The sequence below is a fragment of the Flavobacterium sp. genome, assembly GCF_039930565.1.
Classification (GTDB): Bacteria; Bacteroidota; Bacteroidia; order Flavobacteriales; family Flavobacteriaceae; genus Flavobacterium.
Map to the genome: position 1 here is coordinate 96,230 of NZ_JBDTTP010000001.1, position 14,539 is coordinate 110,768.

The following is a 14,539-nucleotide window of genomic DNA, read 5'->3' on the forward strand; positions in this document are numbered from 1 at the left end:
TTGATGGATTCTGAAATTTTAATTTATCAAAATACAGAAGGCAACATTAAAGTAGATGTTCTCCTTGAGGAAGAAACTGTTTGGCTAACACAAGTGCAAATAGCTACGTTGTTTGGAAAAGGAAGATCTACAATTACCGAGCATATTGCCAATGTATTTAAAGAAGGTGAACTAGACGAAAAAGTGGTATGTCGGGATTTCCGACTAACCACTCCACACGGTGCTATCGAAGGAAAAACACAAGAAAACAGCGTTAAACATTACAACCTCGATGTTATAATTTCTGTTGGGTATCGTGTAAAATCGCAACAGGGAACACAATTTAGAATCTGGGCAACACAACGCCTAAAAGAATATATTGTAAAAGGTTTTGCCTTAAACGACGACCGTTTTAAAACGGGTAATTCGATGAATTACTTTAACGAATTGCAAAATCGCATTCGTGAGATTCGGTTATCAGAAAAATTCTTTTACCAAAAAATAAAAGACATTTATACAACCAGTATAGATTATGACCCAAAAGAGGAAAAAACGATTCAGTTTTTTAAAAAAATACAGAACAAACTTCTTTGGGCTATAAGTCAAAATACCGCTGCCGAATTGGTCTATCGCAGAGTAGATGCTTTATTACCTTTGATGGGAATGTTGTCTTATGATAAAAAGGAAGCCAAAAGTGTTCAAAAACAAGACATAAGCATTGCTAAAAATTATTTGAATGAAGATGAAATGAAGTTGTTAGGCCTTTTGGTAGAGCAATATCTGGCTTTTGCCGAAACCATGGCGCAACAACAAATGCCAATGCACATGAACGATTGGATTGCCCGACTAGACAGTTTATTGCAACTCAATGGTAGAGAAATACTAACTCATGCAGGCAGTATTTCGCACGAAATGGCAGTCCTTAAATCAGGTCAGGAATTTCAAAAGTATCAAACAGCACAAGCCACTATTGAAAAAGAACAAAGCCTGAAAGAAATCGAAGCCGACATTAAAAAACTAAAACCTTAAACGCCATGCAAAAATACGAGCAATACAAAAATAGCGGTGTGGAATGGTTAGGTGAGATTCCTGAACATTGGAAAGTAAGCAAATTCAAGTCTTTCCTAACTATTCACGGTAGAATTGGTTTTAGAGGATATACTGTAAATGATTTAGTAGTTAAAGGAGAAGGTGCTATAACAATTAGTCCATCAAATATGGGAGATTCAAAAATGATTTGGGACAAAGTAAGCTATTTGTCTTGGAAAAAATATTATGAATCTCCAGAAATTATGGTTGAAGAAGAAGATTTATTAATAGTTAAGACAGCTTCAATCGGAAAAGTCGCTTTTGTGAAAAATTTAAATGAAAAAGCAACGATTAATCCTCAACTTTTAATATTAAAAAACATTTCAATTAACAAGACATTTTTGTACTATCAGTTAATATCATATTTTATTCAACATCAATTAAATACTGAAAAAATTGGCAGTACAATTTATACTATTTCGGAAAATAAAGTTTTAAATTTTAAAGCTATAAATCCTCCACTCCAAGAACAAACCGCCATTGCTGAATTCCTAGGCGATAAAACGGCTAAAATTGACCAAGCCATTGGCATCAAACAACAGCAAATAGATTTACTCAAAGAACGCAGACAAATACTCATTCACAAAGCCGTTACACAAGGAATAAATCCTGAGGTAAAACTAAAAAACAGTGGTGTGGAATGGATTGGGGAGATTCCGGAGCATTGGGAGGTGAAAAAGTTATTTGGTCTATGTCGTTTTGTTAGAGGAAATTCAACTTTTAGTAAAGATGAATTATTGAATAATGGACAGTATGTTGCTTTGCAATATGGAAAAACTTATAAAGTAAATGAAGTTGATAAAAATTATAACTTTTATGTCAATGATGAATTTTACAAGGACACCCAAATAGTGAATTATGGCGATACTATTTTTATCTCAACATCTGAGACAATTGAAGATTTAGGTCATTCAGCTTTTTATAATAGAAGTGATTTGGGATTATTGGGAGGAGAACAATTAATATTAAAACCAGACAATGAGAAAATAAATAGTCATTATTTATATTTTTCTTCAAAGGTGTTCTCTAAAGAACTAAGAAAGTATGCAAAAGGAATTAAAGTTTTTAGATTTAATATTAATGACTTAAAGACTATATATACTGCTGTCCCTCCTCTTGCAGAACAAAAAGAAATATCAGAATTTATAGAAACTGTTACGACAAAAATCTCCACAGCCATTTCCTTAAAAGAGCAAGAGACAGAAAAATTGAAGGAATATAAGAGTAGTTTGATTGATGGGGTTGTAACTGGGAAAGTGAGGGTTTTTTAATTAAATTTGAAAATAAAAAAAATATTTAAAAATGGCAATAGAGTTAAGAATAAATAATGAGGAAGATATTTTATTAACACCAATAAAAAAATCTGAAATCGGTGATTCAAAAAATATTTATGAATTAATTGATGAAAAGAACTTTAGTTGGATGGCATTAGAGTTAATTAATAACTCGTTTGAAATCATAAATAGAAATTCTGAAATTTCTGATTCAGATGAAATTATTCAAATAAAACTCGATAATCTTGTTTTAGAAGTTATTGAGGCTGAACAATCAGGTACAGAAAACACGGAATCAACTATTGTTGAAGAAGCTAGTCCATACGATCCCGATAAAATTAAAGTTCATTCAAAGCAATTTAATGTCAAACTAATTGCTGAAATGATAGATAATGAAGATATAGATTTTACTCCTGACTTTCAAAGACATTTTGTGTGGGATAGTCACCAAAAATCTAGGTTAATAGAATCTATATTATTGAGAATTCCGCTACCGATGTTTTATTTAGCTGAGGACGAAGAAGGAAGAATAACTGTAGTTGATGGATTGCAAAGATTAACAACCATTAAAGATTTTATGGATAATAAATTTCCTTTAAAAGGATTACAGTATTTAGATGATACTTGCAATGGAAGATATTACTCAGATAAAAATAAAGATGGAAGTCCAAATGGCAAAAATGGTATTGATGCTAAATATTTTCGATGGTTTAATATGACGCAGTTTTCTGTTAATGTAATTGATCCAACTTCTCCAGCAAAAGTAAAATATGATATTTTTAGAAGAATTAATACAGGTGGAAAACCTTTAAATAATCAAGAAATTAGAAATTGTCTAGCATCTAAATCATTAAGAGAAACACTTAATAGAATGGTTAATCTACCTGAATTTAAGTCTGCTACAGATGGCAGTATCAAATCAACAAGGATGGACGATCAGGAAATTGCTTTACGCTTCATTTTGTTTTCTAAATTATATTATGATGATAATTTATTGAATAATTACAATGGATATATGGATTCTTCATTAGATGATATCACGGAAAAACTTAATAAAATTTCTGTCCCTGAAAGTGATGTTTTAGTTCATTCATTTTCAAATGCAATGAGAAATGCAGAATATTTATTTGGAAGAAAGCATGCGTTTAGAAAAATTGCGGTTAAAGATATCCAACCACATTCATACAAACAACTTTTGAATAAGGCACTTTTCGTTTGTTGTTCTGTTTTATTATCGAAATATGAACCGACTATAATTGAAGAAAATAATCCATATTTATCACTTCTAAATCCATTAGCGCATAAAATTGAACAAGATTTAAGATTGTTAAATTATTTATCTTATGGAACAAATGGTAAAGCAAATTTACAATATGCTTTTACTGAAATAGAAAGTCTGATTAAAACCCACTTGAAATTTTAAATATATGAATAATTTAGAAATTGAAAACTTCAAATGCTTTACGCATAAAAGTATTCCTTTAAATAGGTTAACTATTTTGGCAGGAGCAAATGGGAATGGTAAAAGTACGGTCATACAGGCTTTGTTATTTTTAAGAAGAACAATTGAACATTGTGCCTCTTGGATGGGAGGTGATTTTAACAAATACAACTATGAAAAAGTAAATGGATTAAATGTTGAGTTGAATGGTTCATACTGTTTAGCATTAGGAAATAGTTTTTTATTAATTCCACGTAACACCTCTCCTGATTTTGTTTCTATAGGGATAAATAGTGATCAATCATTTAACGTAGTTTATGAAATAGATGATAGTTCTAATTTACATCTTAAACCTATTGAAGTACATAATGTTGAAAATAATGAGAACGGTTTGTTTTTACAAGAGTTCTATTATTTAAATGCTGAAAGAATTGGACCCAGAATTAATCAAGGAATAAAATTTTATGATTTTCCCAACGCAGGATTTCAAGGAGAATTTGTTGCTCAATTAATCGCTGATACTAATTCAAATTACACATTTGAAATAGAAGAAGAAAGAAGAAACTCCAATTCAAAAAGTCCTAGATTAGAACAGCAAGTTAATGCTTGGCTGAATGATTTAATGCCCGGAGTTTCAATTATCGCTTCTTATAGTCCAGAAACCCATTCTGCACAAATTAAAGTTGATAATTATTATACTAACGGAGACCCAACAATAGCAACAAATATTGGTTTTGGAATTAGCTATGTTTTACCAATTCTGGTAACAGGTTTAATTGCTAAAAAAGGAAGCTATATGATAGTTGAAAATCCAGAGGCGCATTTACACCCATCTGCACAATCGAAAATCGGTAAATTTCTTGCTATGATTGCAAATTCAGGCGTTAATGTGATCGTTGAAACTCATAGTGACCATTTCATTAATGGAATTCAAATCGCAACAGCAATGAATGAGATTTCAACAGACTTGGTAACAATTAATTTTTTTAGCCAAGACGATGATAGTATGCAACCTAAAATAGATTCAATTTCAATAAATGATAAAGGAGAATTATCAGAATGGCCAAAAGGTTTTTTTGATCAAACACAAATAGACTTTGTTCAACTTTTTAAAATTAGAAAAGGATGAGCAACTTTTTTCTTTTAAATGATGCATTGAAAGAAAAAACTTTTGATGCTTTTAAAATTGGAATGATAAATTTAGCAATTATAAATAAAGATAAAGATGACGTTTTTTTAAGACATGATTCGATTTGGAATGTGCCAATGATAGAAGAACTATATACTCATTATGGGGGATTCAATGAAAAAGTTATTTTTACTTTTTTAGAGCAATTGTCTCAATCGTATAACTATTTTAGCTCAGAAATTGAAATGAATCTTCACTATGTTCATCAAGATAATGGATTTTTAGGAATTGATTTTACTGATTCTCAAATTGAATTAGAAATGCAAATAACAAATCATGATAGTTATTTGACTTTTAACCATAAACACTTATGGAATGTTAACTTTAGAAATTTTTGGATTAAAAAGGAAAAATTATTTCCAAACTTAATTATGTGTGGTGAGATCCAAAATCAAATAAATCAAATAGGAAATTCTGGATACTTTAATCAAATTATTGAAAAACTAAAAGAATTTAATTTAGCAGTCAGCAAGTGGAAAACTGGAAATTTTAGTTATCGTGAAATGAATGCCGGTTATGCTTTAAAAATTTCTCCTGAATCGGATACAACAATGTCTAAATATGGTAATGAAAGAATTTGTCAGTTACCAAATGGGGGCACTGATTTTTTTGAGCTTCATATTAAAACAGGCGATTTGAGATTTCATTTTTTACCCGATAATAATACTAAAAAAGTTTATATTGGATATATAGGACCTCATTTAACAATTTAATTATGCCTAGTCAAACCAACGAACAAGCTCTAGAATCCTCCATAGAAAAAAAACTTACAGGTAGTTCTCTCGAAGAATTAAAGCAAGAAGGAAATATACAAGACCGCAAGGAATTGTATCGTTCAGGTAATGGTTATTACATTGGTTATGCTTCAGATTTCAATGCTAAATATGTTATTGATGAAGTTCGTTTTTGGCATTTTCTAGAAACTACACAGCCGGAAGAATTAGCCAAGTTGCAAAAGCAAAACGACTGGAAACTCAAAATTTTGGAACGTTTTGATCGGTTGGTAAAAAAGTATGGCATTTTGCGTTTACTCCGCAAAGGTTTAGAGGTTGACGATGCACATTTTACATTGTTTTACGTACTGCCTTTGGCTAGTAGCAGTCAATCAGTAAAAGATAATTTTGACACCAATGAATTTAGCGTTACACGGCAACTACGTTATTCTTTAACCAATGCAAGAGAAGAAATAGATATGGTTTTGTTTATTAATGGTCTCCCCTTCTCTACTTTGGAACTCAAAAACCATTGGACAGGGCAAAATGCCAAAGTACACGGACAAAACCAATACAAATTCAAAAGAGATATAACACAGCCTTTATTAAACTTTGGCCGTTGCATGGTACATTTTGCTGTAGATACAGATGAAGTGTACATGACTACCAAATTAGATGGTGCAGGCACCTTCTTTTTGCCATTTAATTTAGGGAACAATCACGGAAAAGGAAACCCGCCTAATCCTTTTGGTCATAAAACAACTTATTTGTGGGATGAAGTTTTAACCCGTGAAAGTATTGCAAATATTATTCAGCATTTTGTACGTCTTGATGGCTCTGAAAAAGACAATTTGAACAAGCGTACGTTGTTTTTTCCGCGGTATCATCAAATGAATGTAGTACGAAGAATAATTGCCGATGCCAGTAAAAAAGGAGTGGGTCAAAACTATCTAATTCAACATTCGGCTGGTTCCGGAAAATCCAATTCTATTACTTGGGCGGCTTATCAGTTGATAGAAACCTATCCGGAGAACGATTCCATTCCAGGAAGTAAAGGAGCTTCTAATCCTTTATTTGATTCAGTAATTGTGGTAACCGACAGACGATTATTAGATAAACAATTACGAGAAAACATCAAAGAATTTTCAGAAGTAAAAAATATAGTGGCTCCAGCATACTCTTCCAAAGAATTAAAAGAAAGTTTAGAAAGCGGTAAAAGGATTATTATTACTACCATTCAAAAATTCCCTTTTATTATAGACGGTATTGCCGATTTAAGTGACAAACGATTTGCTGTGATTATAGACGAAGCACACAGTAGTCAGAGTGGTTCGGCAGCAGATAACATGAATCGGGCTATGGGAAAAGTGAATGTAGAGGAAGATGACAACGATGTACAAGACAAAATCGTACAAGCCATGCAATCTCGTAAAATGAGAGGTAATGCTTCTTATTTGGCTTTTACGGCTACACCCAAAAGTATTACGTTAGAGAAATTTGGGGTAAAGCAAGACGATGGATCTTTTAAACCTTTTCATTTGTATTCAATGAAGCAAGCTATTGAAGAGGGTTTTATTTTGGATGTGTTGGCCAATTATACTACATATAAAAGTTACTACGAAATAGAAAAATCGATAGAAGACAATCCTTTATTTGATACCAACAAAGCACAAAAAAAATTACGTGCGTATGTAGAACGCCATAAAGAAACTATTGCTTCTAAATCCGAAATTATGTTGGACCATTTTATAACTAAAATAGTCAACACCAAAAAACTAAAAGGAAAAGCCAAAGCAATGGTTGTAACTCAAAGTATTGAATCGGCTATTCAATACTATTTTGCGATCAAAAACATATTGAAAGATAAAGGAAATCCATTTCAAATAGCTATCGCTTTTTCAGGTAAAAAAACAATAGAGGGTATTGAATATACAGAAGATAGTTTGAATGATTTTCCTTCACATTTAGATACTGCTAAAGCATCGGATCCTGGATATATCAGCGATAAAATTGCACGATACTTTAATATGGATGAATATCGAGTTTTAGTAGTTGCCAATAAATACCTAACAGGCTTTGACCAGCCCAAGTTAACTGCTATGTATGTAGACAAAAAACTACAAGATGTTTTGGCTGTTCAGGCTTTATCAAGATTAAATAGAGCTGCAGATAAACTGGGTAAAAAAACAGAAGATTTATTTGTGTTGGATTTCTTCAATTCAGTAGATGAAATTAAAACGTCGTTTGATCCTTTTTATACAGCTACCTCTTTGAGCAGTGCTACTGATGTAAATGTACTGCACGAAATCAAAGGAGTTTTGGATGAAGTTGGGGTCTATGAATGGTATGAAGTAGAAGATTTTGTGACTAAGTATTTTGACAAAGTAGATGCGCAATTACTAAGTCCAATAATTGATATAGCAGCAGAACGCTTTAATAATGGACTTGAATTAGAAGATGCAGATAAAGCGGATTTTAAAATCAAAGCAAAACAATTTGTGAAAATATACGGTCAAATGGCTGCTATATTACCTTATGAAGTGTTGAATTGGGAAAAGCTGTTCTGGTTCTTAAAATTTTTGATTCCAAAATTAGTGGTTGTTGATGCTGATGCAAATGCTTTTGATGAGTTATTAGATTCCGTTGATTTATCTACCTACGGCTTAGAACGTGTAAAATTAAATGAAAGCATTGGCTTAGACGATTCAGAAACCGAATTAGACCCACAAAACCCAAATCCAAGAGGAGCTCATGGTGGAGATAAAGAGGAAGATCCATTGGACTTAATCATCAATAGTTTTAATGAAAAATGGTTTCAAGGTTGGGAAATCACACCCGAGGAACAAAGAGAAAAATTTGTAAAGTTGGCCAAAAATATGCAAACCCATCCCGACTTTCAAGCAAAATATGCTAAAAATGCCGACAAGCAAAATAGAAGTATTGCTTTTGATAAAATCTTTTTTGATGTAATCACCCGAGACCGTAAAAACGAACTTGATTTATACAAAAAACTTAGTCAAGATGATGCTTTTAGAATTGCCATGCAGGATACTTTAAAGAGGATATTAAGCGTGTAAAATTTAAATACCACAATTTTCAATTTTTAAATCAAATTATGAAAAATAAAATAATAAAACTGCGTGGTTTCCTAAAACGAAACAAAATATTTTTTGAAGTTTTGGCTGCTACAGCATTAACGATAACAAGTATTTTTGTTTCTTTTAAAGCAAATAATATTTCCGAAAGACAAATGGAAATTATGGAATCCGAAAATACTCCAAGAATAGAAATTCAGAGAACACAATTATTTATTGATTCAACTAAAACTCATCAAGTAAGTAAATGGCTTGTTTTTAATAATAACAGTAAAATATCAAATTTTGAAATTGAAAAACAAGTTTCATTTCTTAACGTAAATAAAAAAGATGATAAAGAAATAACTATTCCGATTATAGAATATCTTAATCCTCTTGGCAAATTAAGTAGCCAAAATGAAGGTCTTATTTATCAATTCGATAACATTTATAGCTTTCAGGATGAGTCTGCAACACGTCAAGAACTTTTAGATTATGGAGATGTTAATGTAAGGAGTTTTATCGAAATCTCATATCATGATGTATTGGGAAGAAAAAAAGGAATAAAATATTTTCAAGTTTCACCGCTTATACAAGAGATTTTAAAGGATGAATGGGATTCAATAAATGAAGATTGGAGTAGTAAAAGTAATGATGCAATCTATTTAAAATACATTGAAAAAAACATTCAGCAAATAAAAAACTACTATACAAAAGATTTAAAAAAAATAAATTCGAAGTAAATAAAGATCTCTGTATGCAAATCAAATAACAAACCCCTTTCCATCTCAATAAAAAAATTGCTCAACAAACATACACTTCGTACTTTTGCCACATGAATGATAATTTTATAAATGAATACTTTGGCATCGGCATTCACAATGGCAAGACGCCGGAGAATTTAGGTGTTTTATGGCGGTCGGCTCAAAACTTAGGGGCTACTTTTATCTTTACCATAGGAAATCGATATGCCAAACAAGCCAGTGATACGCATGATGCTGTAAAAGCAATTCCTTATTTTCACTATGATACTTTCGAAGCTTTTTTTGACAACTTACCTAAAGGAGCGCGATTGGTGGGTGTTGAATTAGATGAAACAGCTGCTGATCTGGAAACCTTCGAACATCCAAGACGCTGTGTGTATTTATTGGGAGCAGAAGATCATGGTTTATCTAAAAAATCAATGGAAAAATGCCATCATTTAGTGAAATTCAAATCGGTGAAAAGTTTAAACGTAGCTGTGGCTGGAAGTATCATTATGTATGACAGAAATTTGCCTAAACCCCGTTCGTAATATATAACGAACTACTGCTTCCAGTTTAAATTGAAATGTAAAACTTCTAAGTAAATGTATTACGATTTACAGATTTCTTAAACTGATTATCCAATTTTTTACGACAAAAAAAAAGAAGGATATCCCAACTTCTGTTTAGATATCCTTCAATACTAGTACTAAATTAAATTACTTTACAACTGTAGCTTCAAATTCGATTTTTAGCGTTTCAAAAAGACTTTTAACTTCCATTAAAGTTGTGGCTTGTTTGATGCCGTGTTTGGCAATCCAATCCTGAAAAAGCGAAAAATGAGGCCAAAACTCCGCTGACGAAGTGGTATAAATAGTGAGCCTGACAATTCCATTAGGTTCGTAACCCGCCTGAGTCACGACCGTTTCCAGATTTTGCAGTGCCAGCATAATTTGAGATTTCATGTCTTCGGTACTTGAAGTTCCGTCAGCGTTCACTGCCGCCTGACCGGAAACATATAAGGTTCCAGCCGGTTGTTTTACTTCGACGGCCTGAACATAACTGCGTTCGTCCTGCCATTTCCACGGATTGGTGATGTGTTTTTCCATTTGCTTTGCGTTTTTATTTTGTGCCATTCCAGACACCATTGTGAATAATATTACAGCTAAAATCGTCGTGATTTTTTTCATAACTGCTATTTTAAATTAGCAAAGCAAAGTTCTGGATTATCCCTAAATCAGGACTTGACATACCTCACGAATATCAAGTGACTTATATCACACTAAGCGGATAAACGGCTTAACGTTTCGCGCGAAACACCCAGATACGAGGCAATCAGACTTTTGGGAACGCGCTGCATTAGCGATGGATATTGTTGGAGCAGCTGTTCGTAACGCTCTTTGGAGTTGGAAGTAAGCCATGAAATAATTCGGCGTTGAGAACCCAGAAAACCAAAATTGGCTTTTTCAAGAAAGAAGCGCTGCATTTTTTGGAGGCCGTCGCAAAGTTTATTATAATCCTCGAGCGTACAGCACAAAACTTCCGTATCTTCTAAACATTCTAAAGACAATGTGGCTTCGGTCTGTGTAAAAAAGGCGTAATAATCACTTTCCCACCAATCTTCCATGGCAAAAGAAACAATGTGCGGTTTTCCTTCTTTATCTGTATGAACAAGTTTTAAAAGCCCGGAAATTACAAAATAACAATACCGGACCGTATTCCCTTCCTGTATAATAAATTGGTGTTTCTTAAATTTTTTAGTGGTAAAATGTGTACTTATGAACGCAAAATCCTCATCGGTAAGAGGTACTATTTTTTCTATATGCTGTCTTAATTTTTCGTGCATGCAAGTGGTGTTAATGCGAATAAAGGGTGAATTACTTAATTCGTTTAGGGCAAAAATAAAGCATTTATCAATAAGTCGATGGGTTATATTTTTGGCTATAAAAAAAAAGAGTTAAATTTTTGCCATCTCTCCTGCTTCCTAATTCCTTACAAATCAATAATTATAAATTATTTTAATAAGTATAAAAAATTATTAATTTGATTTATAAACACCTTGCCCATACCTTTGCTTCATCAAAATCAAACAACTGATTTGAATAATTAAAAAACAACTTTAAAAATTAGCAATCATGAAATTTACAAGAAGAGCAAACGCAAACTGGAAAGGTACAGGAATGGACGGAAAAGGAACTATCAGTACCCAAAGCACCACGCTAAACGAAGCACAATTATCTTTTAAAACCCGTTTTGAGCAAGGTGTAGGAACCAATCCTGAAGAATTAATCGCAGCGGCACATTCTGGCTGTTTTACAATGCAATTGAGTTTTTTACTTTCTGAAGCCGGTTTTGTTCCGGAAGATTTAGATACGGTAGCCAAAGTTACTTTCGAAGACGGAACCATCACTTTAATTCAATTAGAACTCAAAAGCTGGGCATTGTAGCAAAACTCGTGGTTCAGCAACAGCAATTCTGTTTTGTCAGTAGGCTGTAATTCATAAAAATCAGCTGTAGCCATCGGATGCTCGTCATTCAGGTAAGCCACAAACGGTTCCTTAAAAACAGGATGTTCAATTAAATTGGCATTCCCCGTGGGTGTTGCCATAATAGCGACATCAATGGTTCCTGTTTCCAGATCTTTCATCAGCTGTCCCGTATTAGACTCCCGAATAATGAAACGGACATTTGGCGTCGCTTCTTTCATTGCCTTAATAAATAACGGAATTAAATAAGGTGATAAGGTCGAAATAATTCCAAGCTTCAACTCCCCTTCCAGCAGGTTTTTTTCATTAACAACAAAATCCCTGATTTCATCGGCTTCACGCAGAATTTTTTTGGCTTTATTGATGATCTCCGTTCCTAAAACTGTAGGCGTCAAAGGCACTTTATTACGGTCAAAAATCTTGATTCCAATTTCTTCTTCCAGATTTTTTAACTGAATCGTAAGTCCGGGCTGTGTTACCATACACACTTCTGCTGCCCTTGCAAAATGGCGTTCTTCATCTAAAGCTACAATATATTTTAACTGCTGAATAGTCATTGATTATCATTTTATTTTATAAAGATAGACAAATATCAAATTTAAATTATATAATGTATTTATGATGTACATTAATTTATGTAGTAAAATTTGTATAATTATAGTCGAATTTATTTGTAAGAATACATTTAAATTCTATTTTTACAATAAATTCTTACTAATCTTTTAAGTTAATTAATTTATGGCACATTTCTCAGACCAGGTTCATATCACTATAGGAAGTTTTACTCAAAATGTTGTTTATCATGATTTGGAACTATCCCAAAAGATGGCCGATCATCATCATTTTTCATTTGTCTGGCAATATACAGGCAAGGCCATCATAAATCCGGCAGATCAGGCAAAAGCTTTAAGGGACTATCTGGGTGATGAAGTTATCTTTACTTTTAAGAGTCTTACCGGAATCAAACTGATGAGCAAAGGTATTATTACTGAGCTTTCTTCTGTAGATCTTCATGGAAGTGCGGTGGGTCTTCACGTAAAAGGAGTAAGCCACAGTATCGTTCTGGATGATATGAAAAAATCAAGGACTTTTCAGCAGCGTGGAATGGATGATATCGTATTGGGTATTTTGGCCGAAGGACCGGGAGAGTTTTACCAGAGGGATTCTATAAAATCTACCTATCTTCAGGAATTCAAATGTATGGCTCAGTATAATGAAACCAGTTTTGAGTTTTTAAAGCGATTGGCAAAACGTTATGGGCAATGGTTTTATTTTGATGGAATGCGAATGCAGTTCGGACAGACTAAAAAAAGTGAAATAGAACTCATCAATAGTTCCTCATTGCACGGTTTCACCATACAGGCTAATATGTCTGCCCATAAAATTTCTTTGGCGGGATATGATTATAATGGGGCGAATAATATTCGTAATGCTTCGACCAAAACTTCAACAGGTAGTAAAGATAGTTTCTCAGCTATAGTCGGCCATAATCAGGGAACTGTAACACAGGCAGAACTGAGTATCGGAGCTTACACAGCCAATGCCCAAAGCAGTGAAGAAATTGAAGAAATGGTCAAACTGCAGACTGCAGGCCATGATGCCAATAGCGTCTATTATGGCGGAACATCCTATTTCCCGTTAGGCCTTGGACAGACAATCAGCATCATAAACCAAACAGTAGAACATGAATTAGTGGTGATAGAAGTATCGCATCTTTCTCAGGTTCACGGAAATTACTCTTGTAATTTCAAAGCAATTCCAGCCGATGTTGCGGCACCACATTATACAGATGTACATGTATTTGCCAAAGCAGAAACACAGCCTGCCAAAGTCATGGAAAATAATGACCCTGAAGGACTAGGACGTGTAAAAGTGCAGTACAATTGGGCAAGCGGAAGCACAACAAGCGACTGGATGCGTATGATACAGCCCCACTCAGGATCAGGAAAAGGATTTTATTTTATTCCAGAGATTGATGAAGAAGTTCTGGTAAGTTTTGAAGGAGGAAATGCACAAAATCCATATGTTTTGGGAACACAATATAATGGAAGCCAATCCAGCGGATATGCAGATGGTCAAAATAATGTCAAGGCAATTCATACGCGTAGCGGCCATATTGTAAAATTTACCGAAGACGAGAGCATTATAATTACAGACAAAATTGGCAACGAAATACAATTGGATACCGTTGGAGGAAATATAAATATCACTGCACCAAAAATGATAAACCTTAATGCACAAAATATTAATATTAGTGCTTCTGAAAATATAATTATCAACGCAGGAATGAATCTTACAGAGAGTGCAGGAGTTGATAAATTGACTTCAATTGGAATGATGCATAATGTTTTTGTGGGTGGAGATCAAATGCTAAATGTTACGGGCAGTTTTATGGAAAATATTGAAGGTGAATTACATTCTGAAACTAAGCAGGAACGAAAAGTAATAAGCGAAAAGAAAATTATTAATCAAAGTCAAGATACCCAAGAATTTCATTCTGAAAAGGAGATACATAATAATAGCGGTGAAAAGACTAAAAGCCATTAATAAT

12 protein-coding genes and 1 pseudogene are annotated in these 14,539 nt (G+C 33.2%); 10 read left to right on the plus strand and 3 right to left on the minus strand.

Annotation, left to right across the window (positions count from 1 at the left end; translation table 11 throughout):
• The first annotated feature begins 3 nt into the window (after positions 1 to 3).
• The 8 genes from ABI657_RS00265 (at position 4) to ABI657_RS00300 (ending at position 10,053) form a co-directional block, all read left to right on the plus strand.
• The gene (locus ABI657_RS00265) at positions 4 to 1,008 is read left to right on the plus strand and encodes a virulence RhuM family protein (RefSeq protein WP_348095225.1); all 1,005 of its coding nucleotides are present in this window, start codon (positions 4 to 6) and stop codon (positions 1,006 to 1,008) included.
• 5 nt (positions 1,009 to 1,013) lie between these two features.
• Positions 1,014 to 2,339 (plus strand): restriction endonuclease subunit S, encoded by a 1,326-nt coding sequence (locus ABI657_RS00270; RefSeq protein WP_348095226.1) that lies wholly within the window; start codon positions 1,014 to 1,016, stop codon positions 2,337 to 2,339.
• Between the two features lie 31 nt (positions 2,340 to 2,370).
• The gene (locus ABI657_RS00275) at positions 2,371 to 3,765 is read left to right on the plus strand and encodes a DUF262 domain-containing protein (protein ID WP_348095227.1); all 1,395 of its coding nucleotides are present in this window, start codon (positions 2,371 to 2,373) and stop codon (positions 3,763 to 3,765) included.
• 4 nt (positions 3,766 to 3,769) lie between these two features.
• Positions 3,770 to 4,912, plus strand: a complete 1,143-nt coding sequence (locus ABI657_RS00280) for a DUF3696 domain-containing protein (protein WP_348095228.1) — start codon at positions 3,770 to 3,772, stop codon at positions 4,910 to 4,912.
• Positions 4,909 to 5,685: a hypothetical protein gene (locus ABI657_RS00285; protein WP_348095229.1), complete on the plus strand. Its 777-nt coding sequence runs from the start codon at positions 4,909 to 4,911 to the stop codon at positions 5,683 to 5,685. The genes ABI657_RS00280 and ABI657_RS00285 overlap by 4 nt, the downstream gene beginning before the upstream one ends.
• 2 nt (positions 5,686 to 5,687) lie before the next feature.
• Positions 5,688 to 8,762, plus strand: coding sequence for a DEAD/DEAH box helicase family protein (locus ABI657_RS00290; protein ID WP_348095230.1), 3,075 nt, complete (start codon positions 5,688 to 5,690; stop codon positions 8,760 to 8,762).
• A gap of 38 nt (positions 8,763 to 8,800) precedes the next feature.
• Positions 8,801 to 9,502, plus strand: a complete 702-nt coding sequence (locus ABI657_RS00295) for a hypothetical protein (protein ID WP_348095231.1) — start codon at positions 8,801 to 8,803, stop codon at positions 9,500 to 9,502.
• 92 nt (positions 9,503 to 9,594) lie between these two features.
• Entirely contained in the window at positions 9,595 to 10,053 is a 459-nt protein-coding gene (locus tag ABI657_RS00300; protein ID WP_348095232.1) for an RNA methyltransferase, read from the plus strand.
• 168 nt (positions 10,054 to 10,221) lie between these two features.
• Here the strand turns inward: ABI657_RS00300 and ABI657_RS00305 are convergent, their stop codons facing one another.
• A complete protein-coding gene (locus ABI657_RS00305; protein WP_348095315.1) occupies positions 10,222 to 10,611 on the minus strand; it encodes a RidA family protein in 390 nt (129 codons plus the stop codon).
• A 173-nt stretch (positions 10,612 to 10,784) separates the two neighbouring features.
• Positions 10,785 to 11,348: a Crp/Fnr family transcriptional regulator gene (locus ABI657_RS00310; protein WP_348095233.1), complete on the minus strand. Its 564-nt coding sequence runs from the start codon at positions 11,346 to 11,348 to the stop codon at positions 10,785 to 10,787.
• 289 nt (positions 11,349 to 11,637) lie between these two features.
• On the opposite strand from ABI657_RS00310, the pseudogene ABI657_RS00315 reads away from it, so the two are divergent.
• Positions 11,638 to 11,931, plus strand: a pseudogene (locus ABI657_RS00315) (OsmC family peroxiredoxin); the annotation flags it as partial.
• Here ABI657_RS00315 and ABI657_RS00320 read toward each other — a convergent pair.
• Positions 11,919 to 12,545 (minus strand): LysR substrate-binding domain-containing protein, encoded by a 627-nt coding sequence (locus tag ABI657_RS00320; protein ID WP_348095234.1) that lies wholly within the window; start codon positions 12,543 to 12,545, stop codon positions 11,919 to 11,921. The pseudogene ABI657_RS00315 and the gene ABI657_RS00320 sit on opposite strands and share 13 nt — an antisense overlap.
• A 181-nt stretch (positions 12,546 to 12,726) precedes the next feature.
• On the opposite strand from ABI657_RS00320, the gene ABI657_RS00325 reads away from it, so the two are divergent.
• Complete coding sequence (locus ABI657_RS00325) at positions 12,727 to 14,535, plus strand: phage baseplate assembly protein V (protein ID WP_348095235.1); 1,809 nt, start codon at positions 12,727 to 12,729, stop codon at positions 14,533 to 14,535.
• The last annotated feature ends 4 nt before the right edge of the window (positions 14,536 to 14,539 follow it).